The sequence below is a fragment of the Helicobacter pylori genome, from assembly GCF_001998165.1.
GTDB lineage: Bacteria > Campylobacterota > Campylobacteria > Campylobacterales > Helicobacteraceae > Helicobacter > Helicobacter pylori_DL.
This window is the reverse complement of record NZ_MTWR01000003.1, coordinates 19450-42921: the sequence shown is the minus strand read 5'-3', so window position 1 is coordinate 42921 and position 23472 is coordinate 19450. Positions and strand designations below refer to the sequence as shown.

The following is a 23472-nucleotide window of genomic DNA, read 5'->3' as shown; positions in this document are numbered from 1 at the left end:
TTTTTAAAAATAAATAGTAAAGAGCTTGATTTTAATCAAGCGATAATTTCTTAAGGCGGTCTTCTTGGGTTAGGGGGATTTAGTTGGGGGTTAAGGGGGAGAGTTATTTCAAAACACCCCCTATCCCCTTAACAAAATGAGTTTTACTATAAAAATAAAGTTAAAAATCCTATTTTTTTTAAAAAAGTTAAAAAGTTTTAGTTATTACCACTCAATGCGAACAAGAGTGGTATTTTTCTAAAAACTCTTTTTTAAAACTCAAAAACCGCTTTTCTAAAATGGCGTTTCTGGCGTTTTTAACCAACTCTAAATAAAAATGCAAATTGTGCAAGCTGGCTAAACGAGCGTAAGTGAGTTCTTTAGCCCTAAAGAGATGGTGCAAATAGGCTTTAGAATAACGCTTGCAAGCATAACATGCACAATTTTCTTCAATAGGGGTATTATCCAATTTATAGGGCGCGTTTTTGATAGAAATTTTGCCAGAATGCGTGAAAAGGGTGGCGTTTCTGGCGTTTCTGGTGGGCATCACGCAATCAAACATATCCACCCCTAAACTGATAGCGTCTAGGATATTTTCAGGCGTGCCTACGCCCATTAAGTAGCGAGGCTTGTCTTTGGGGAGCAAGGGGGCGGTGTGCGCGATCGTTTCTAGCATTTCATCAGCGCTTTCCCCCACCGCTAAACCGCCTATAGCATAGCCATCAAAACCTTTATGCGTTAATCCCACGCTAAGGCTGCGCATTTTCAGATGCGTCCCGCCCTGGATAATGGCAAAAAGGTTGTTGTTGGGGCGGTTTTTTTCTTTGTGGTATTCTAGGCTAAGATTCGCCCATTTAGCGCTTCTTTTAATGGATTCTTCAAGGCGTTTTAAGGGAGCGGGCAAGCCCACTAAATCGTCTAAAACCATCATAATATCGCTATTTAAGGCGTATTGAATGTCCAAAACTTTAGAGGGCGTGAATAGATGCTTGCTCCCATCAATATGGGATTTAAAAACGATCCCGTCTTCTTGCAATTTGACATTATCGCTCAAACTGAAGGCTTGAAACCCTCCGCTATCGGTTAAAAAACTCCCATGAAATTGAGCGAAACGATGCAAACCCCCTAATTGTTCAACCACTTTCTCGCCCGGCCTTAAATACATGTGATAGGTGTTGGCTAAAATGAGTTTAGCGCCTAAAATTTCTTGCGCATCTGTAGCGTCTAAAGATTTGATGCAGCCTTGCGTGCCTACGGGCATAAAAACAGGCGTTGCCACTTGAGAATGGGCTAAATTTAAAAGACCAGCTCGCGCGTGTTTGTCAATAGCTTGGAGTTGAAAATCCATCGTTTAAGCCTTAATCTTGGATATAATGGCGTAATCATTTTTTAGGAAGTTTGGAATTGAAAAAAATCGCCCTTATTTTAGATGGCATTGTAGCAAAAAATTTTTTAGACTTGGTGCTAAGGCATTATTCTAATCATAATTTTTATATAGTGGTTGTCAAAAATGAGAGCCTTATCCCTAAAAACTACCCGAGCACTTTCGCTTTTTATTGTTTTGATGCGACTTCTAGTTTCAGGCTTTTGCAAGTGTTAAACGATGAGGTGAGCGATGCGTTTTTAATCATACAAGATTTTAAAGAACAGCGCATTATTCATAAAATCATTCAAACCCATTTCAAACGCATGCGCGTGGTTTTGAGCATGAAAAGAGATGGTGAAAAAACTTTAGAAAACAATGAAGAAAATAAAGATGAAAAGCTTATTTTGATTGATGAATTTGAAGTTTTAGCCAATAAATTCATTTCTCGTTTGCCCAATATCCCTAGCACCCCTAGAGAGTTTGGGTTAGGCAAGGGCGAGATCATGGAGATTGATGTGCCTTTTGGGAGCATTTTTGCTTACAGACACATTGGCTCTATCAGGCAAAAAGAATACAGGATTGTAGGGCTTTATCGCAACGATGTTTTGTTGCTCTCCACTAAGTCTTTGGTTATCCAGCCACGAGACATTCTCTTAGTGGCAGGCAATCCAGAAATTTTAAACGCGGTGTATCATCAAGTCAAAAGCAATGTGGGGCAGTTTCCAGCCCCCTTTGGTAAGAGCATTTATTTATACATTGATATGCGTTTGCAGAACAGAAAAGCGATGATGCGCGATGTGTATCAGGCCTTGTTTTTGCACAAACATTTAAAGAGCTACAAGCTCTACATTCAGGTTTTACACCCCACTAGCCCTAAGTTTTACCATAAATTTTTATCGCTAGAAACCGAAAGCATTGAAGTGAATTTTGATTTTTATGGGAAAAGTTTTATCCAAAAACTCCATGAAGACCACCAAAAAAAAATGGGCCTAATCGTGGTAGGCAGAGAGCTTTTTTTATCTAAAAAACACCGAAAAGCCTTGTATAAAACAGCCACCCCGGTTTATAAAACCAACACTTTTGGCTTGTCTAAAACCTCTCAAAGCGTGGTGGTGTTGAATGAAAGCTTGGATATTAATGAGGACATGTCTTCAGTGATCTTTGATGTGTCTATGCAAATGGATTTGGGCTTGTTGCTCTATGATTTTGACCCTAACAAGCGCTATAAAAACGAGATTGTCAATCATTATGAAAATTTAGCCAACGCATTCAACCGCAAGATTGAGATTTTCCAAACCGATATTAGAAATCCTATCATGTATCTCAATTCTTTAAGAAATCCCATTTTGCATTTCATGCCTTTTGAAGAGTGCATCACGCACACGCGCTTTTGGTGGTTTTTATCCACTAAAGTGGAAAAATTAGCGTTTTTAAACGATGATAACCCTCAAATTTTTATCCCTGTAGCGGAGTGAAAGAATGCAAGAAATTGTAATCCCTTTAAAAGAAAAAAGCTATAAAGTGTTTTTGGGGGAACTGCCTGAAATAAAATTGAAACAAAAAGCGCTCATCATTAGCGATAGTATCGTGGCCGGGTTGCATTTATCGTATTTATTAGAGCGCTTGAAAGCCTTAGAAGTCAGAGTGTGCGTGATAGAGTCCGGAGAAAAATACAAGAATTTTCATTCGTTAGAGCGCATCTTAAACAACGCCTTTGAAATGCAATTAAACCGCCATTCTTTAATGATAGCCCTTGGTGGGGGAGTCATAAGCGATATGGTGGGGTTTGCGAGCAGTATTTATTTTAGGGGGATTGATTTTATTAATATCCCTACGACTTTACTCGCTCAAGTGGATGCGAGCGTGGGGGGGAAAACAGGGATCAATACGGCTTATGGTAAGAATTTAATCGGATCGTTCCACCAGCCTAGAGCGGTTTATATTGATTTAGCTTTTTTAAAAACCCTTGAAAAAAGGGAATTTCAAGCAGGGGTTGCTGAAATCATTAAAATGGCGGTATGTTTTGATAAAAATTTAGTGGGAATATTAGAAACAAAGGATTTAAAAGATTGTTTAGAAGAAGTAATCTTTCAAAGCGTCAATATCAAAGCTCAAGTCGTTATGCAAGATGAAAAAGAGCAAAATATCAGGGCCGGGTTGAATTACGGGCATACCTTTGGGCATGCGATAGAAAAAGAGACTGATTATGAGCGATTTTTGCATGGCGAAGCGATCGCTATTGGCATGTGCATGGCTAATGATTTAGCCCTTTCTTTAGGCATGCTCACTTTAAAAGAATACGAACGCATAGAAAATTTATTGAAAAAATTTGATTTGGTATTCCATTACAAAATCACCGATATTCAAAAATTTTACGAACGCTTGTTTTTAGACAAAAAAAGCGAAAATAAGACAATCAAATTCATTCTGCCTAAAGGCATTGGAGCGTTTGAAGCGGTCTCTCATATCCCTAAAGAAACGATTTTAAAGGTGTTAGAAAAATGGCATTAAGGGTATTATTATTCTTTTGTTTTTTGTTTTTACAAGCAGAAGATAAAAGCCAAGAGCTATTGTCCATACAAAAACAAATGGCTTTGGTGGATAAAAAACTCGCCAAAGACGATAACGTGTGGTTGAAAAAATTTGAAAACTATAAGATCTACAATCAAATTTATACCGAAAAAGAGAGCGTGAGGCAGGAATTAAGGCGTTTAAAAAACAAAAAAAGCAAGGATTTATTAAAGATTAGCACCTTAGAGCATACCTTAAAGGCTTTAGAGTCCCAGCAAAAAATGTTTGAAAGCTATGGGGTCAATCCTTTTAAGGACTTGATAGAGCGCCCCAATATCCCCAATATCCCTAATATCGCTAACCCTATTGCGATCATTGATGGCATTTCTTTCATTAAAAGCATGCGTTTAAAGCATGAAAGTCTCAAAAGCAATCAGACTGCTTTAGAAGAAGTTTTAAAGCTTTTAGATCAAAAGCACCAGCTTTTAAATCAGTGGCATGCTTTGGATAAAAGCGCGAAATTAAGCGATGAGATTTATCAAACTCAAGCCAAACGCCTGGAATTGCAAGGGGCTCAAAACATTTTAAAAACCACGATTGGGATTTTCCAAAAAGACAGCGATGAAGCTATAAGCATTGTCAAATCTCAAGTTAAAAACCAGCTTTTTAAATTGGTTTATGTGTTTTTAGCAGCCCTTTTGAGCGTGGTGTTTGCGTGGATTTTAAAAATCATTTCCAGTAAATACATTGAAAATAATGAGCGCGTCTATACCGTGAATAAAGCCATTAACTTCGTGAATGTGAGCGTGATCGTTTTAATCTTTCTTTTTTCTTATTTAGAAAATGTTACTTACTTGGTAACGGTTTTAGGCTTTGCGAGCGCGGGCTTAGCGATTGCGATGAAGGATTTATTCATGAGCTTGCTTGGGTGGTTTATCATTTTGATTGGGGGGAGCGTGCATGTGGGCGATAGGGTGCGTATCGCTAAGGGGACGGATATTTTTATTGGCGATGTGTTGGATATTTCTATGTTGCACATTACGATTTTAGAAGACGTAACCTTTACCACTTACACGAATAACAGGAGAGCGGGCCGAATTATCTTTGTGCCTAATAATTATATTTTCACCACCATGTTCGCTAATTACAGCCATTTTGGGATGAAAACGGTTTGGGATGGGGTGGATTTTTGCGTTACATTTGATTCTGATTTTAAAAAAGCTTCTAAAATTGCGCTCAACATCGCTACAGAATTGTCTAAAGAATACACGGATATTACCTATAAACAGCTCAATAAAATGCGCGACCGGTATTCTTTAAGGAGTTTGAGTGTGAAGCCTCGATGCTTTTTGATGCCTGAAAATAACGGGATAAAAATTTCGGTGTGGTATCAAACCAATTCGTATGCGACCATGTCTTTAAGGAGCAAGATTGTGGCTGAAATCGTTGAAGCTTTTTTGAAAGAAGAAAATATCCATATCGCTTATACGACCAGCAAGCTGCTTAAAGTGGATGCTGATTTTTTAGGCGATGGTTTTGGGAATAAAAGGGAACAAAAATGAAAAAAGTCTATTTCAAAACTTTTGGGTGCAGGACGAATCTTTTTGACACGCAAGTGATGGGCGAGAATTTAAAGGATTTTAGCGCGACTTTAGAAGAACAAGAGGCGGATATTATTGTAATCAATTCTTGCACCGTGACTAATGGGGCCGATAGCGCGGTAAGGAGTTACGCTAAAAAAATGGCGCGATTGAATAAGGAAGTGCTATTTACTGGCTGTGGGGTGAAGACTCAAGGTAAAGAGCTTTTTGAAAAAGGGTTTTTAAAGGGCGTTTTTGGGCATGACAATAAAGAAAAGATTAACGCGCTTTTACAAGAAAAAAAGCGTTTTTTTATAGATGACAATTTAGAAAACAAGCACTTAGACACCACGATGGTGAGCGAGTTTGTGGGTAAGACTAGGGCGTTTATCAAGATCCAAGAGGGTTGTGATTTTGATTGCAATTATTGCATTATCCCAAGCGTGAGAGGGAGGGCTAGGAGCTTTGAAGAAAGGAAAATTTTAGAGCAAGTGGGTCTTTTATGCTCTAAAGGGGTTCAAGAAGTGGTCTTAACCGGCACTAACGTGGGGAGCTATGGGAAGGATAGAGGAAGCAATATCGCAAGGTTGATTAAAAAATTAAGCCAGATTACCGGATTAAAACGCATCAGGATTGGGAGCTTAGAGCCTAATCAAATCAACGATGAATTTTTAGAGCTTTTAGGAGAGGATTTTTTAGAAAAACATTTGCATATCGCTTTACAGCACGGCCATGATTTCATGTTGGAGAGAATGAATCGAAGAAACCGCACTAAAAGCGATAGGGAATTATTAGAGATAATCGCTTCTAAGAATTTTGCTATCGGTACGGATTTTATTGTGGGGCATCCGGGCGAGAGCGAAAGCGTTTTTGAAAAGGCATTTAAAAATTTAGAGAGCTTGCCTTTAACGCATATCCACCCTTTTATTTACAGCAAACGAAAAGACACCCCCTCTAGTTTGATGCGTGATAGCGTGAGTTTGGAAGATTCTAAAAAGCGTTTGAATGCGATTAAAGATTTGATTTTTCACAAAAATAAGGCGTTCAGGCAATTACAACTCAAGCTCAACACGCCCCTAAAAGCCTTAGTGGAAGCGCAAAAAGACGGCGAATTTAAAGCCTTAGATCAATTTTTCAACCCCATTAAAATCAAAAGCGATAAGCCTTTAAGGGCTAGTTTTTTAGAAATCAAAGAGTATGAAATTAAGGAGAGGGAAAATCATGCCGTTTTCTAAATTTTTAGAAAACCTCACCGCTCCCTTTAAACGCATCAAAAACCGCTCGCTTGTTTTGGCGTTAGGGTTTTTGATGCTTACTTTTTGCTTGTTGCTTTTTTTAATCTTAAGCGATGTTTCTAGGCTCATATCCAGTAAGGATTTTCTTTATGTGATCCAGTCTCACCCTAAACAAACTCTAACTGAAGATGAAAATTATTTTTATGCTAACAAGGGTCTTTATAAAACCAACAAAGAAGCCTTTTTAAGGGTTTATAAAATCCCAGAGAGCATGCCCATAGAAAAACGAGAAAGTTTAAACAAGGTTTCTAAAATCTTTTTAGCGTTGCTTTTTTTCATTTCTAGCATGCTTTTTGGGATCTTTTGGCGCTTGCCCAAACGATTGGACACTAAAATGAGTTTAGAGAGCACGCACAAAAACGAATTAGAAAATGCATTCCAGCGATACGACGCGCTAGGGGTGCGTTTTGAAGACATTGCAGGGGTGGATGAAGTCAAAGAAGAATTATTAGAAGTGATAGATTATTTAAAAAACCCTAAAAAATACCAGGATTTAGGGATTTTCCTCCCTAAAGGCGTTTTATTAGTGGGGCCTCCTGGAGTGGGCAAAACCATGATCGCTAAAGCCTTAGCGAGTGAAGCTAGAGTGCCGTTTTTTTATGAAAGCGGGAGCGCGTTTTCTCAAATTTATGTGGGGGCTGGGGCTAAAAAAGTGCATGAACTTTTCATGCATGCTAAAAAGCATGCCCCCTCTATTATTTTTATTGATGAAATTGACGCCTTAGGTAAGGCTAGGGGAGGGCATAGGAGCGATGAAAGAGAGGCCACGCTTAATCAGCTTTTAACCGAAATGGATGGGTTTTTACAAAACGATGAGGTGGTGGTGATAGGAGCGACTAACCAAATGGAAGTGATGGATGAAGCGCTATTAAGGAGCAAGCGTTTTGATCGGCGTATTTTCATTTCTTTACCGGATTTACTAGAAAGGCAGAGTATTTTAGAAAAGCTTTTAGAAAACAAAAAACACGCGCTAGATTATCTTAAGATCGCTAAAATTTGCGTGGGTTTTAGCGGGGCGATGTTGGCGACTTTGATCAATGAAAGCGCTTTAAACGCTCTCAAACACCAACGAAAAGAAATCACTCATGGCGATATTTTGGAAGTGAAAGACAAGATCGCTTACGGCAAAAAAAAGCCCCAAACCTTAGATGAAAACCAAAAGGAATTAGTCGCTTTGTATCAAAGCGCGAAAGCCTTAAGCGCGTATTGGCTAGAAATTGAATTTGATAAAGCGCCTTTATTGGGGGAATTTATCGCCTTTAATGAGAATAAAATCCATAGCGAGAGTGAGATTAAAAATTACATTAAAGTGTATTTGAGCGGGACGATTATTTTAGAGTTGCTCTATAAGGAGCGTTATAGTCTGTCTAAACAAGACTTGCAAAAAGCGAAATTTTTGAATGAATTTATGGCTAGCGAGCTTCTTTTAACCCCTACAAAAGAGTCTTTAAGCGTTCTTTATGAAGAGCAACTGGAGTTTTTAAAGCCACAAATTGCGGCTTGTAAGCGGTTGAGCGTTTTATTGTTAGAGCAAGAATGTTTAGAGCATGCAAACTTCTATGATTTGTTGAACGGGTGAAAATGCGTTTTTTTAGTGGTTTTGGGTTCATCAATGAAAGCGTTTTGTTTGAAGAGTGGCTTTTAAAAGGGGCTTATGATGTGTCAGGCTTTTCTATGGGGGCGATTAAGGCGATAGAATACGCTTATAATGAAGTCTTGCAACAACGGCGCATCCATTCCTTGTTATTGTTTTCGCCTTGCATGCTAGCGCATAAGAGTTTGGCGTTCAAACGCTTGCAACTTTCTTCGTTCCAAAAAGATCCGCAAAGCTACATGGATAACTTTTATCAAGCCGTGGGCTTGGACGCCCAATTGGAGCGTTTTAAAAGAGAGGGTTCTTTAGAAGAATTGGAATTTTTATTGGATTACAAGTATAGTGATTCTATAATTAGATTTTTATTGGAAAAGGGCGTGAAGATTGAAGTGTTTATCGGTTTAAAAGACAGGATCACTGACATTCAAGCCCTTTTAGAATTTTTTATGCCCTTGGTTCAAGTGTGGCAGTTTAAAGACTATAACCATTTGTTGCAAAAATCTTAAAAAAGGTGGAAGATGAAAAAAATTAGTTTGGGGGTGTATTTGCTTCTTTTAGGCATTTTGGGTGGCTCTTTGATCACTTTAGGGATGATGGTCGCACCCATTGTTTTCAAAGCCCCAAGCATTTTGCCTGAGTTTAATTTGACTTTGTTTGAGAGCGGGAAACTCATGTCGCAAATCATTGTGCGTTTCAATTTCCTTTTAGGCGCGATCGGTTTTGTGGTGTTACTTTATGAAATCATTTCGTTTATTTATGATAAAAGATCGTTAGTGTATTTGATCCTTGGCGTGGCGATAGGGGCGTTGTGTTTGCTCTTTGTTTTTTATTACACGCCTTATATTTTAAACGCGCAAAAAGTGGGCGAAGTTGCGCTTCAAAGTGCTGAATTTGCCCGTTCGCACGCTCAAAGCGAATGGCTGTTTAAGGAATTGCTTGTGTTGGTGTGCGCTTTGTTTTTCTTGCGTTTGTTTGGGAAAAATGTGCTTTAGTCCCTTTGATTTAATCAAATGAGAGAGTTTTTGGCTACCATTTGGGAAATGAGAAGGTAGCGTTTAAATGAAACAATTTAAAAAGAAACCAAAAAAGATAAAACGATCGCAAAAAATCATTTTAGAGCGTCCTTTATGGCTCGCACCTTTACTGATCAGCGGGTTTGCTAGTGGGGCGTATGCGGATGGAACGGATATTTTGGGGCTTAGTTGGGGGAAAAAAAGCCAAAGGGTATGCGTGTATCGTCCATGGTATGCTCTATGGAGTTGTGATAAATGGGAGGAAAAAACCCAACAATTCACAGGAAACCAACTCATCACAAAAACTTGGGCAGGGGGTAATGCGGCTAATTACTACCACACTCAAAACAACCAAAATATTACAGCTAATTTAAAAAATGATAACGGCACTTATTTTTTAAGCGGTCTGTATAACTACACCGGAGAGGAGTATAATGGGGGGAATTTAGACATTGAATTAGGCAGTAACGCTACTTTTAATCTAGGTGCGAATAGTGGGAATAGCTTCACCTCTTGGTATCCTAATGGGCATACTAATGTTACTTTTAGCGCTGGGACTATCAATGTGAATAACAGCGTAGAAGTGGGTAATCGTGTGGGATCAGGAGCTGGCACGCACACCGGCACAGCCACTTTAAACTTGAACGCTAATAAAGTCAATGTCAATTCCAATATCAGCGCGTATAAAACTTCGCAAGTGAATATAGGCAACGCTAACAGCGCCATTACCATTAATTCGGTTTCTTTAAATGGGGATACTTGCAGTTCTTTAGCTAAAATTGGCAGTGGGGCTAATTGCTCCACTTCTGGGCCTAGCTATTCTTTTAAAGGCACGACAAACGCTACTAACACGACCTTTAGCAATGCAAACGGCAGTTTCACTTTTGAAGAGAACGCCACTTTTAGCGGGGCGAAATGGAATGGGGGGAGTTATACTTTCAACAAAGAGTTTAAAGCCACCAATAACACCGCCTTTAATAGCGGTAGTTTCACTTTTAAAGGTGCAAGCTCTTTTAATGGCGCTTCGTTTAGTAACGCTTCCTATACTTTTAACAATCAAGCCACTTTCCAAAACAGCTCCTTTAATGGGGGGACTTTTACTTTTAATAACCAAACCAATCAAAGCGCTCAGCACCCCCAAATTCAAAACAGCTCTTTTAGTGGTAATGCTACCACTCTTAAGGGCTTTGTGAATTTCCAACAAGCCTTTAACAATTCAAACCACCAACTAACGATCCAAAACGCTTCGTTTAATAACGCCACTTTCAATAATACCGGTAAAATCACTATAGAAAAAGATGCGAGTTTTAATGACACTTCGTTCAACACTTCCATTAATGCTAACAACATGAGTGTTACCGGTGGCGTTACTTTAAGCGGTAAGAATGATTTGAAAAATGGTGCAACCCTTGATTTTGGGAGTTCTAAAATCACTCTCGCTCAAGGGACGACTTTCAACCTCACAAGTTTAGGGGATAAAAATAGTGTAACGATTTTAAATTCTAGCGGTGGGATCACTTATAATCATCTTTTAAACCATGCAATCAACAGCCTAACAAACGCCTTAAAAACGAACGAAAGCTCTTCATTACCGCAAAGTTTCGCTCAAGGTTTGTGGGAGATGATCACTTACAATGGGGTTACCGGACAGCTTTTGAATGAAAACGCTGCAACCTCTAAAAACACTGACTCTTCGCCCTCTGCACCCACTAAAGACTCCCCACAAGTCTATCAAGTGGGCTACAAAATAGGGGATACTATCTACAAACTGCAAGAAACTTTCAGCCACAATTCCATTATTATCCAGGCTTTAGAGAGCGGGACTTACACGCCACCCCCTACAATCAGCGGATCACAATTTGACTTATCCGCTTCAAATTATATTAATGCTGACATGCATTGGTATGATCATAAATATTACATCCCCAAATCCCAAAATTTTACAGAGAGCGGGACTTATTACTTGCCGAGCGTTCAAATATGGGGGAGCTATACCAACTCGTTTAAACAAACCTTTAGCGCGAGTAATAGTAATCTGGTGATTGGGTATAACGCAACATGGACTGGAAATAGCGTTTCTTCTAGCGGCACGGTGTCTTTTGGGGACACTTCAGGGAGCGCTCTTAATGGGCATTGCGGGCCTTGGCCCTATTACCAATGCACAGGCACGACTAACGGCGCTTATAGCGCTTATCATGTGTATATCACAGCGAATCTGCGTTCTGGCAATCGTATAGGCACCGGTGGGGCAGCTAATCTAGTCTTTAATGGGGTAGATAGTATCAATATCGCTAACGCTACCATCACGCAACATAACGCCGGGATTTATTCAAGCTCTATGACTTTTTCCACGCAAAACATGGACAATTCGCAGAATTTGAATGGCCTAAACGCTAACGGCAAACTTTTGGTGTATGGCACCACTTTCACTAACCAAGCCAAAGACGGGAAATTCATTTTCAATGCGGGGCAAGCGGTTTTTGAAAACACCAACTTTAATGGAGGGAGTTACCAATTCAGCGGCGATAACTTGAATTTTTCAAATAACAACCAGTTCAATAGCGGTTCGTTTGAGATTAGCGCAAAAAACGCTTCGTTCAATAACGCTAACTTTAACAACAGCGCTTCTTTTAATTTCAATAATTCCAGCGCGACCACCTCGTTTGTGGGGGATTTCACTAACGCTAATTCAAATTTGCAAATCGCCGGGAACGCTGTTTTTGGAAATTCTGCTAATAACTCTCAAAATAACGCTAATTTTAATAATACCGGCTCTGTGAATATTTCAGGGAATGCAACTTTTGATAATGTGGTTTTTAATGGCCCCACAAACACGAGCGTGAAAGGGCAGGTTACTTTAAATAACATCACTTTAAAAAACCTGAACGCTCCTTTGTCTTTTGGCGATGGGACAATCACTTTTAACGCTCATTCGGTGATTAATATTGATGAAGCTATCACTAATGGCAACCCTATCACCCTTGTAAGCTCTTCTAAAGAAATTGAATACAACAACGCTTTCAGTAAAAATTTATGGCAGCTCATCAACTACCAAGGGCATGGGGCAAGCAGTGAAAAACTCGTCTCTAGCGCGGGTAATGGCGTCTATGATGTGGTGTATTCTTTCAACAACCAAACTTATAATTTCCAAGAGGTTTTTTCACCCAACAGCATTTCTATCCGGCGCTTGGGCGTTGGCATGGTGTTTGATTACATGGATATGGAAAAATCGGATCATTTGTATTATAAAGATGTTGTCGGTTTTATGACCTACATGCCTAATAGCTATAACAATAATTTAGGGAATGCAAACAACACCATTTACTATTATGACAACAGCATTGACTTTTATGCGAGCGGGAAAACTCTATTCACTAAAGCGGAATTTTCTCAAATGTTCACCGGGCAAAACAGCGCGATCGTTTTTGGGGCTAAAAATATATGGACGAGCGTAAGCGATGCGCCGCAATCTAATGTGATCATTCGCTTTGGGGACAATAAAGGAGCAGGGAGCAATGATGCGAGCGGGCATTGCTGGAATTTGCAATGCATAGGCTTTATCACAGGGCATTATGAAGCGCAAAAGATTTACATCACCGGCAGCATTGAAAGCGGGAATCGCATTTCTAGCGGTGGGGGCGCGAGCCTTAATTTTAACGGGCTTCAAGGCATTCTTTTAACGAACGCGACTCTGTATAACCGCGCTGCTGGCACGCAAAGCTCATCTATGAATTTTATCTCTAACAGCGCGAACATTCAAGCCCAAAACTCCTATTTTATAGACGATACCGCGCAAAATAAAGGCAACCCTAATTTTAGTTTCAACGCTTTGAATCTGGATTTTTCTAACAGCTCTTTTAGAGGCTATGTGGGGCAAACGCAGTCTGTTTTTCAATTCAATGCCGTTAATGCGATCAGTTTCACTAACAGCTCTAATTTAAGCTCTGGTTTGTATCAAATTTCAGCTAATAGCGTGTTGTTTGACAATTCCAATTTAAGCGTTTCAGTGGGGACAAGCAGCATTAAAGCCAATGCGATCAATCTTTCTCAAAACGCCTCTATCAATGCGAGCAACCATTCAACTTTAGAACTTCAAGGCGGTTTGAATGTGAACGACACCAGCTCGCTCAACCTCAACCAAAGTGCCATTAATGTTTCCAACAACGCCACGATCAACGATTATGCGAGCTTGATTGCGAGTAATAACGCTCATATCAATTTTAACGGGGCGGTCAATTTCAATTCAGCGAATATTACTACGAGTTTGAGTGATTCCTCTATCGTGTTTAAGGGATCGGTCTCTTTAGGAGGGCAGTTTAATTTAAGCAATCATTCTTCTTTAGATTTCCAAGGCTCTAGCGCTATCACCTCTAACACGGCGTTTAATTTCTATGATAACGCTTTTTCTCAAAGCCCCATCGCTTTCCATCAAACTCTTGACATTAAAGCGCCCTTGAGTTTGGGAGGCAACCTCTTAAACCCTAACAATAACAGCGTGCTGAATTTGAAAAACAGCCAGCTTGTTTTTAGCGATCAAGGGAGCTTGAATATCGCTAACATTGATTTACTAAGCGATCTAAACGACAATAAAAATCGTGTGTATAACATCATTCAAGCGGACATGAATGGTAATTGGTATGAGCGTATCAGCTTCTTTGGCATGCGCATCAATGATGGGATTTATGATGCTAAAAACCAAACTTATAGTTTCACTAACCCTCTCAATAACACCCTAAAAATCACCGAGAGTTTTAAAGACAACCAACTGAGCGTTACGCTCTCTCAAATCCCGGGCATTAAAAACACGCTCTATAACATTGACTCTGAAATCTTTAACTACCAAAAGGTTTATAACAACGCTAACGGCGTGTATTCTTATAGCGATGATGCACAAGGCGTGTTTTATCTCACTAGCAGCGTGAAAGGCTATTACAACCCCAACCAATCCTATCAAGCTAACGGCAGTAACAACACCACGAAAAATAACAATCTAACCTCTGAATCTTCTGTCATCTCGCAAACCTATAACGCTCAAGGCAACCCTATCAGCGCGTTGCACATCTATAACAAGGGCTATAATTTCAATAATATCAAGGCGTTAGGGCAAATGGCACTCAAACTCTACCCTGAAATCAAAAAGATATTAGGGAATGATTTTTCGCTTTCAAGTTTGAGCGATCTAAACCCTGATGCGCTAAACCAGCTTATCAAACTCATCACGCCTAGCGATTGGAAAAACATTAACGAGTTGATTGATAATGCAAACAATTCGGTGGTGCAAAATTTCAATAACGGCGCTTTGATTATAGGAGCGACTAAAATAGGGCAAACAGACACTAATAGCGCGGTGGTTTTTGGGGGCTTGGGCTATCAAACACCTTGTGATTATACTGATATTGTGTGCCAAAAATTTAGAGGCACTTATTTAGGGCAGCTTTTGGAGTCTGGCTCGGCTGATTTGGGCTATATTGACACGACTTTTAACGCTAAAGAAATTTATCTTACCGGCACTTTAGGGAGTGGGAACGCATGGGGGACTGGGGGGAGCGCTAGTGTAACTTTTAACAGCCAAACTTCGCTCATTCTCAATCAGGCTAATATCGTAAGCTCGCAAACCGATGGGATTTTTAGCATGCTAGGCCAAGAGGGTATTAATAAGGTTTTCAATCAAGCCGGGCTCGCTAATATTTTGGGCGAAGTGGCGGTGCAATCCATTAACAAAGCCGGGGGATTAGGGAATTTGATAGTAAATACGCTAGGGAGTGGTAGTGTGATTGGGGGGTATTTAACGCCTGAACAAAAAAATCAAACCCTAAGCCAACTTTTGGGGCAGAATAATTTTGATAACCTCATGAATGATAGCGGTTTGAACACGGCGATTAAGGATTTGATCAGACAAAAATTAGGCTTTTGGACCGGGCTAGTGGGGGGATTAGCCGGACTAGGGGGCATTGATTTGCAAAACCCTGAAAAGCTGATAGGCAGCATGTCAATCAATGATTTATTGAGTAAAAAAGGGTTGTTCAATCAGATCACCGGCTTTATTTCCGCTAACGATATAGGGCAAGTCATAAGCGTGATGCTGCAAGATATTGTCAAGCCGAGCGACGCTTTAAAAAACGATGTAGTGGCTTTAGGCAAGCAAATGATTGGCGAATTTTTAGGTCAAGACACGCTCAATTCTTTAGAAAGCCTGTTGCAAAACCAACAGATTAAAAGCGTTTTAGACAAAGTCCTAGCGGCTAAAGGTTTAGGGCCTGTTTATGAACAAGGTTTGGGGGATTTGATCCCTAGTCTTGGTAAAAAGGGGATTTTCGCTCCCTATGGCTTGAGTCAAGTGTGGCAAAAAGGGGATTTTAGTTTCAACGCGCAAGGCAATGTTTTTGTGCAAAATTCCACTTTCTCTAACGCTAATGGAGGCACGCTCTCTTTTAACGCAGGGAATTCGCTCATTTTTGCCGGAAACAATCATATTGCATTCACTAACCATTTTGGAACGCTCAATTTATTGTCCAATCAAGTTTCTAACATTAACATCACCACGCTTGATGCCAGCAACGGCCTTAAGATTAACGCCGGTAGTAACAATGTTTCTGTGTCTCAAGGCGATCTTTTTATCAACGCTAGTTGCACACAACTAAGCACTCCAACTGCAGTTAACGCTACAAACCCTTGCGCGCTTAACGCCCAAAACGCGAATGGCGCTTCTTCTAATAACGCGTCAAATAACGCGCCAATCGCCTTGAACAATAACGATGAAAGCTTGATGGTTACGGCGAATGATTTCAATTTTTCAGGCAATATTTACGCTAATGGGGTGGTTGATTTTTCAAAAATTAAAGGCTCTGCAAACGTTAAAAACCTGTATCTTTACAATAACGCTCAATTCCAAGCCAACAACCTCACGATTTCCAACCAAGCGGTGTTAGAAAAAAACGCCAGCTTTGTAACGAATAACTTAAACATTCAAGGAGCGTTTAACAACAACGCCACGCAAAAAATAGAGGTGCTTCAAAATTTAGTGATCGCTTCAAACGCTTCTTTAAGCACTGGGATTTATGGGTTAGGAGTAGGAGGGGCTTTGAATAATTTGGGAACGATTAATTTCAATTTAGAAAATTCTCAAACGCCTGTAAATCCGCTCATTCAAGCAAAGGGGATCATTAATCTCAACACCACCCAAACGCCTTTTATCAATGTCAATAACAGCATGGCCAATAACACGACTTACACTTTATTAAAAAGCAGCCGTTACATTGATTACAATATCAACCCTAACAGCTTGCAATCGTATTTGAAGCTCTATACCTTAATCAATATCAACGGAAACCACATAGAGGAAAAAAACGGCGTATTGACTTATTTGGGTCAACGGGTTTTATTACAAGATAAGGGGTTATTATTAAGCGTAGTGCTGCCTGACTCAAATAATGCCTCTCAAAACCATATTTTAAGCCTTTCTGTCCTTCATGATCAGATTAAAATGTCTTATGGCAACAAGATCATGGACTTTACCCCCCCTACTTTACAAGATTACATTGTGGGCATTCAAGGGCAAAGCGCGCTCAATCAAATTGAAGCGATAGGGGGGAATAACGCTATCAAGTGGCTTTCAACATTGATGATGGACACTAAAGAAAACCCGCTTTTTGCACCGATTTATTTAAAAAACCACTCTTTGAATGAAATCTTAGGCGTAACAAAAGATCTTCAAAACACTGCAAGCTTGATTTCTAACCCTAATTTTAGGGATAACGCTACCAGCCTTTTAGAATTGGCGAGTTACACCCAACAAACCAGCCGTTTAACCAAACTCTCTGATTTTAGGGCTAGAGAGGGAGAGTCTGATTTTTCTGAGCGCTTGTTAGAGCTTAAAAACAAGCGTTTTAGCGATCCTAACCCTGGAGAGGTTTTTGTCAAATATTCACAACTTAGCAAACACCAAAATAACCTTTGGGTTCAAGGGGTGGGGGGAGCGAGCTTTATTTCTGGGGGCAATGGCACGCTTTATGGCTTGAATGTGGGCTATGACAGGTTGGTTAAAAATGTGATCCTTGGGGGTTATGTGGCTTATGGCTATAGCGACTTTAATGGGAATATTATGCATTCTTTGGGTAATAATGTGGATGTGGGGATGTATGCGAGGGCTTTTTTGAAAAGAAACGAATTCACTTTGAGCGCGAATGAAACTTATGGAGGCAATGCGAGTCATATCAATTCTTCTAATTCCTTGCTCTCTGTGTTGAACCAACGCTACAACTACAACACCTGGACAACGAGCGTGAACGGGAATTACGGCTATGATTTCATGTTCAAACAAAAAAGCGTGGTGCTAAAACCTCAAGTGGGCTTGAGCTATCATTTTATAGGCTTGAGCGGGATGAAAGGCAAAATGCAAAATCCAGCTTACCAACAATTCGTCATGCATTCAAACCCTTCTAACGAATCGGTTTTAACGCTCAACATGGGGCTAGAGAGCCGTAAATATTTTGGTAAAAATTCCTATTATTTTGTAACGGCGAGGTTGGGCAGGGATCTTTTGATCAAATCTAAAGGCGGCAATATGGTGCGTTTTGTGGGTGAAAACACTTTATTGTACCGCAAGGGGGAAATTTTTAACACTTTTGCGAGCGTGATCACAGGGGGCGAAATGCATTTGTGGCGTTTGATGTATGTGAATGCGGGGGTGGGGCTTAAAATGGGCTTGCAATACCAAGATCTTAATATCACTGGGAATGTGGGCATGCGAGTGGCGTTTTAGCTTTTTTGCTATAATGCTTCGTTCAAATTTTATGGTTAGGTTTTTCCATGTTTAATTATGAAGAGCTGTTTCAAACTTATAAAACCCCTTTTTACCTCTATGATTTTGACAAGATCAAACAGGCTTTTTTGAATTATAAAGAAGCGTTTAAGGGGCGTAAATCTTTGATTTGCTACGCTTTAAAGGCGAATTCCAATTTGAGTATTCTCTCTTTATTGGCGAATTTAGGGAGTGGGGCGGATTGCGTTTCCATAGGCGAGATACAAAGGGCTTTAAAAGCTGGGATCAAGCCTTATAAAATCGTGTTTAGCGGGGTGGGTAAGAGCGCATTTGAAATAGAGCAAGCCCTAAAACTCAACATTTTATTTTTGAATGTGGAAAGTTTTATGGAATTAAAAACGATTGAAACAATCGCTCAATCTTTAGGGATAAAGGCTAGGATTTCCATTAGAATCAACCCTAACATTGACGCTAAAACGCACCCCTATATTTCTACCGGTTTGAAAGAAAATAAGTTCGGCGTGGGAGAAAAAGAAGCTTTAGAAATGTTTCTTTGGGCTAAAAAAAGCGTGTTTTTAGAGCCTGTTAGCGTGCATTTTCATATCGGATCGCAGCTCTTAGATTTAGAGCCGATTATAGAAGCGAGCCAAAAGGTGGCTAAAATCGCTAAATCTTTGATCGCACTAGGGATAGATTTGCGTTTTTTTGATGTGGGTGGAGGGATTGGCGTGAGTTATGAAAATGAAGAGACTATCAAGCTTTATGATTACGCGCAAGGGATTTTAAACGCGCTTCAAGGCTTGGATTTGACTATTATTTGTGAGCCGGGCCGCTCGATCGTGGCTGAGAGTGGGGAATTGATCACGCAGGTTTTATATGAAAAAAAGGCTCAAAACAAGCGCTTTGTAATCGTAGATGCGGGCATGAATGATTTTTTACGCCCCAGTTTGTATCATGCTAAGCACGCCATAAGGGTTATAACGCCCTCTAAGGGGCGTAAGATCTCGCCTTGCGATGTGGTAGGGCCTGTGTGTGAGAGCAGCGACACTTTTTTAAAAGACGCCAATTTGCCAGAATTAGAGCCGGGCGATAAATTAGCCATAGAAAAGGTTGGGGCTTATGGCTCTAGCATGGCCAGTCAATACAATTCGCGCCCCAAACTCTTAGAATTAGCCCTAGAAGATCACAAAATCAGAGTGATTAGAAAAAGAGAGGCTTTAGAAGATTTATGGCGTTTGGAAATAGAAGGTTTAGAAGGGGTTTGATTAGATGCAAAAGAATTTGGATAGTCTTTTAGAAAATTTAAGGGCTGAAATTGATGTGTTGGATAATGAATTGAGCGATCTTTTAGACAAACGCTTAGAAATCGCTTTAAAAATCGCTCTCATCAAACAAGAAAGCCCCATTTATTGCCCTAAAAGAGAGCGAGAAATTTTACAACGACTCAGCCAAAGGGATTTCAAGCATTTGAATGGAGAAATTCTTACGGGTTTTTATGCAGAGGTTTTTAAGATTTCTAGAAAATTTCAAGAAAACGCCCTCAAAGAGTTAAAAAAATAAAAGAGAGTTGTTATGTTTGAAAAAATTACCCTAGCGCATAAGGACTTGTTTTCAAGATTTTTAAGCGCTCAAAAAATCGTTTTATCAGATGTGAGTTTTACGAATTGCTTTTTATGGCAGCACGCAAGGCTCATTCAAGTGGCTGTGATTAGGGATTGTTTGGTGATTCAAACCACTTATGAAAATCAAAAACCCTTTTATTTCTATCCTATCGGTAAGAGGCCGCATGAATGCGTGAAAGAGCTTTTGAAATTAGAAAAAAATTTAAGATTCCACTCCCTGACTTTAGAGCAAAAAGACGATTTGAAAGACAATTTTGTAGGGGTGTTTGATTTCACTTACAACCGAGACAGGAGCGATTATGTTTATTCTATTAAAGAATTGATCGCTTTAAAAGGGAAAAAATACCATAAGAAAAAAAACCACTTAAACCAGTTTTTAACCAATTATGCGAATTTTGTTTATGAAAAAATTTCTCCTCAAAACAGAAAGGAAGTTTTAGAAGCCTCCAAAAAATGGTTTTTAGAAAGCCAGACTGATGATATAGGGTTAATCAACGAAAATAAGGGCATTCAAAGCGTGTTAGAAAATTATGAAAGCTTGGATGTGAAAGGGGGGCTTATTAGGGTTAATGGGGAAATAGTCTCGTTTAGTTTTGGAGAAGTTTTAAATGAAGAGAGCGCGCTCATCCACATTGAAAAAGCCCGCACAGATATTGCAGGCGCGTATCAAATCATCAACCAGCAATTGCTTTTGAATGAATTTAGCCATTTGACTTACGCTAACAGAGAAGAAGATCTAGGGTTAGAGGGTTTGAGAAGGGCTAAAATGAGCTATAACCCGGTGTTTTTGATAGACAAATACGAAGCCGTTGCTAAAAATTAAATGATTTTTGGGGATTTTAAATATCAAAAAAGGATTAAAAAACTCACCGCCACCAATCTTAATGAGCTGAAAAACGCCTTGGATTTCATCTCTCAAAATAGGGGGAATGGGTATTTTGTGGGGTATCTTTTATACGAAGCGCGCTTAGCGTTTTTAGATGAAACTTTTCAAAGCCAAACCCCTTTTTTGTATTTTGAACAATTTTTAGAAAGAAAAAAATATTCTTTAGAGCCTTTAAAAGAGCATGCGTTTTACCCCAAAATCCACAGCTCTTTAGATCAAAAAACTTATTTCAAGCAGTTTAAAGCCGTTAAAGAATATCTCAAAAACGGCGATACCTATCAAGTGAATCTCACGATGGATTTATTTTTAGACACTAAAGCCAAACCAAAGCGCGTTTTTAAGGAAGTGATACACAACCAAAACACGCCTTTTAAGGCTTTTATAGAAAATGAGTTTGGGAGCGTTTTAAGCTTTTCGCCGGAATTGTTTTTTGAATTAGAGTTTTTAGACACAGCGATTAAGATTGTTACAAAACCCATGAAAGGCACGATCGCTCGCTCAAATAACCCCTTAATCGATGAAAAAAACCGATTGTTTTTGCAAAATGATGACAAAAATAGAAGTGAAAATGTGATGATTGTGGATTTACTACGTAACGATTTGAGCCGTTTGGCCTTAAAAAATAGCGTGAAAGTCAATCAATTGTTTGAAATCATCAGCTTGCCTAGCGTGTATCAAATGATAAGCGAGATTGAAGCGAAATTGCCCCTAAAAACCAGCTTGTTTGAGATTTTTAAGGCGTTGTTCCCTTGCGGCTCTGTGACCGGATGCCCTAAAATAAAAACCATGCAAATCATTGAAAGTTTAGAAAAACGCCCTAGGGGGGTGTATTGCGGAGCGATAGGCATGGTTGAAGAAAAAAAAGCCCTTTTTAGCGTGCCTATCCGCACTTTAGAAAAAAGAGCGTGCGAAGATTTTTTGCATTTAGGGGTAGGGAGTGGGGTAACTTATAAAAGTAAAGCGCCCAAAGAATATGAAGAGAGCTTTTTAAAATCCTTTTTTGTGATGCCCAAAATAGAATTTGAGATTGTAGAGACGATGAAAATTATCAAAAAGGATCAAAAATTAGAGATTAACAATAAAAACGCCCATAAAGAACGCTTAATGAATAGCGCCCAATATTTCAATTTCAAACATGATGAAAATCTTTTAGACTTTGAATTAGAAAAAGAAGGGGTTTTAAGGGTTTTACTCAATAAAAAGGGCAAGCTCATTAAAGAATACAAAGCCTTAGAGCCTTTAAAAAGCCTAGAAATTCGTTTGAGTGAAGCCCCCATTGATAAACGCAATGATTTTTTATACCATAAGACCACTTATGCCCCTTTTTATCAAAACGCTCGAGCGCTCATTAAAAAAGGCGTTATTTTTGATGAAATCTTTTATAACCAGGATCTAGAACTCACTGAGGGTGCTAGGAGCAATCTCATTTTAGAAATCCATAACAGGCTTTTAACCCCTTATTTTAGCTCTGGTGCGTTAAACGGGACGGGTGTGATGGGATTGTTAAAAAAGGGTCTTGTTGAGCATGCCCCTTTAAAATTGCAAGACTTGCAAAGAGCGTCTAAAATCTATTGCATCAATGCGCTATATGGCTTAGTGGAAGTGAAAATCAAATAACCATAAAATAGAGCGGCTAAAACCTCATTTTTTAGAAATAGGCTACTACAAAAAAGTTAAAACTCGCCCATAATAGTCATAATGATTAAAGTTTTCATATTCATTATAGATCCATTTACACAACTATTTTATAAATTCAAGTAGAGGGTTTGTAGGAACTCTCATCAAAAAAAAACAAGGAACATAACATGAGACATGGAGATATTAGTAGCAGCCCTGATACTGTGGGTGTAGCGGTAGTTAATTATAAGATGCCTAGACTCCACACTAAAGAACAGGTGTTAGAAAATTGTCGCAATATCGCTAAGGTGATTGGTGGGGTCAAACAGGGTTTGACCGGGTTGGATTTGATTATTTTCCCCGAATACAGCACGCATGGGATCATGTATGACAGACAAGAAATGTTTGACACAGCCGCAAGCGTTCCTGGGGAAGAAACCGCAATCTTTGCTGAGGCTTGTAAGAAAAACAAGGTTTGGGGAGTGTTCTCTTTGACTGGGGAAAAACATGAGCAAGCTAAAAAGAATCCCTATAACACTTTGATTCTTGTCAATGATAAGGGTGAGATCGTGCAAAAATACCGCAAAATCTTGCCTTGGTGCCCTATTGAATGTTGGTATCCTGGGGATAAAACTTATGTGGTTGATGGGCCTAAGGGCTTGAAAGTTTCTTTGATCATTTGCGATGATGGGAACTACCCTGAAATTTGGCGCGATTGCGCGATGCGTGGGGCAGAACTCATTGTGCGCTGTCAAGGCTACATGTATCCGGCTAAGGAGCAACAAATTGCGATAGTGAAAGCTATGGCGTGGGCTAATCAATGTTATGTAGCGGTAGCGAATGCGACCGGCTTTGATGGGGTGTATTCCTATTTCGGGCATTCTAGCATTATTGGTTTTGACGGGCATACTTTGGGCGAATGCGGGGAAGAAGAAAATGGCCTTCAATACGCTCAACTTTCCGTGCAACAAATCCGTGATGCGAGAAAATACGACCAAAGCCAAAACCAACTCTTCAAACTCTTGCACAGAGGTTATAGTGGGGTTTTTGCTAGTGGCGATGGGGATAAGGGTGTGGCGGAATGCCCTTTTGAGTTCTATAAAACTTGGGTTAATGACCCCAAAAAAGCTCAAGAAAATGTAGAAAAAATCACTCGCCCAAGCGTGGGTGTGGCCGCTTGTCCTGTAGGCGATTTGCCCACGAAATAAGGGCAAAAGGAGGGGGGCTTCATAGAAGCTTGAAAGCATT

14 protein-coding genes are annotated in these 23472 nt (G+C 39.6%); 13 read left to right on the top strand and 1 reads right to left on the bottom strand.

From position 1 onward, the window contains the following. Nucleotides 1-211: 211 nt before the first annotated feature. Nucleotides 212-1327, bottom strand: a complete 1116-nt coding sequence (tgt, locus tag BZK24_RS00635) for a tRNA guanosine(34) transglycosylase Tgt (protein ID WP_077656246.1) — start codon at nt 1325-1327, stop codon at nt 212-214. 56 nt (nt 1328-1383) lie between these two features. On the opposite strand from tgt, the gene BZK24_RS00630 reads away from it, so the two are divergent. From BZK24_RS00630 to BZK24_RS00570, 13 genes are all read left to right on the top strand, one after another. Continuing rightward, the gene (locus BZK24_RS00630) at nt 1384-2820 is read left to right on the top strand and encodes a COG3400 family protein (protein ID WP_171972352.1); all 1437 of its coding nucleotides are present in this window, start codon (nt 1384-1386) and stop codon (nt 2818-2820) included. 4 nt (nt 2821-2824) lie between these two features. Next, nucleotides 2825-3856 (top strand): 3-dehydroquinate synthase, encoded by a 1032-nt coding sequence (aroB, locus tag BZK24_RS00625; RefSeq protein WP_077656244.1) that lies wholly within the window; start codon nt 2825-2827, stop codon nt 3854-3856. After that, entirely contained in the window at nt 3847-5418 is a 1572-nt protein-coding gene (locus BZK24_RS00620; protein WP_077656243.1) for a mechanosensitive ion channel family protein, read from the top strand. The genes aroB and BZK24_RS00620 overlap by 10 nt, the downstream gene beginning before the upstream one ends. Beyond that, nucleotides 5415-6671: a tRNA (N(6)-L-threonylcarbamoyladenosine(37)-C(2))-methylthiotransferase MtaB gene (gene mtaB, locus BZK24_RS00615; protein WP_077656242.1), complete on the top strand. Its 1257-nt coding sequence runs from the start codon at nt 5415-5417 to the stop codon at nt 6669-6671. Before BZK24_RS00620 ends, mtaB begins: the two co-directional genes overlap by 4 nt. After that, nucleotides 6658-8310 carry an AAA family ATPase gene (locus tag BZK24_RS00610; protein WP_077656241.1) on the top strand — a complete coding sequence of 551 codons (1653 nt, stop codon included), beginning with the start codon at nt 6658-6660 and terminating at the stop codon, nt 8308-8310. The genes mtaB and BZK24_RS00610 overlap by 14 nt, the downstream gene beginning before the upstream one ends. Before the next feature lie 2 nt (nt 8311-8312). Continuing rightward, nucleotides 8313-8831, top strand: coding sequence for a pimeloyl-ACP methyl ester esterase BioV (gene bioV / locus BZK24_RS00605; protein ID WP_001210552.1), 519 nt, complete (start codon nt 8313-8315; stop codon nt 8829-8831). A 12-nt stretch (nt 8832-8843) separates the two neighbouring features. Beyond that, nucleotides 8844-9317, top strand: a complete 474-nt coding sequence (locus BZK24_RS00600) for a DUF4149 domain-containing protein (protein ID WP_000724029.1) — start codon at nt 8844-8846, stop codon at nt 9315-9317. Nucleotides 9318-9384: 67 nt separating this feature from the next. After that, nucleotides 9385-18099, top strand: a complete 8715-nt coding sequence (gene imaA, locus BZK24_RS00595) for an immunomodulatory autotransporter protein ImaA (protein WP_077656240.1) — start codon at nt 9385-9387, stop codon at nt 18097-18099. A 47-nt stretch (nt 18100-18146) separates the two neighbouring features. Continuing rightward, the gene (gene lysA / locus BZK24_RS00590) at nt 18147-19364 is read left to right on the top strand and encodes a diaminopimelate decarboxylase (RefSeq protein ID WP_077656239.1); all 1218 of its coding nucleotides are present in this window, start codon (nt 18147-18149) and stop codon (nt 19362-19364) included. A gap of 4 nt (nt 19365-19368) precedes the next feature. Then, nucleotides 19369-19659, top strand: coding sequence for a chorismate mutase (locus BZK24_RS00585; RefSeq protein ID WP_077656238.1), 291 nt, complete (start codon nt 19369-19371; stop codon nt 19657-19659). Nucleotides 19660-19671: 12 nt separating this feature from the next. Continuing rightward, nucleotides 19672-20544, top strand: a complete 873-nt coding sequence (locus BZK24_RS00580) for a DUF2156 domain-containing protein (protein WP_077656237.1) — start codon at nt 19672-19674, stop codon at nt 20542-20544. Further along, nucleotides 20545-22224 carry a bifunctional chorismate-binding protein/class IV aminotransferase gene (locus BZK24_RS00575; RefSeq protein WP_077656236.1) on the top strand — a complete coding sequence of 560 codons (1680 nt, stop codon included), beginning with the start codon at nt 20545-20547 and terminating at the stop codon, nt 22222-22224. Nucleotides 22225-22412: 188 nt separating this feature from the next. Continuing rightward, nucleotides 22413-23432 carry an aliphatic amidase gene (locus BZK24_RS00570; RefSeq protein ID WP_077656235.1) on the top strand — a complete coding sequence of 340 codons (1020 nt, stop codon included), beginning with the start codon at nt 22413-22415 and terminating at the stop codon, nt 23430-23432. Nucleotides 23433-23472: the final 40 nt, after the last annotated feature.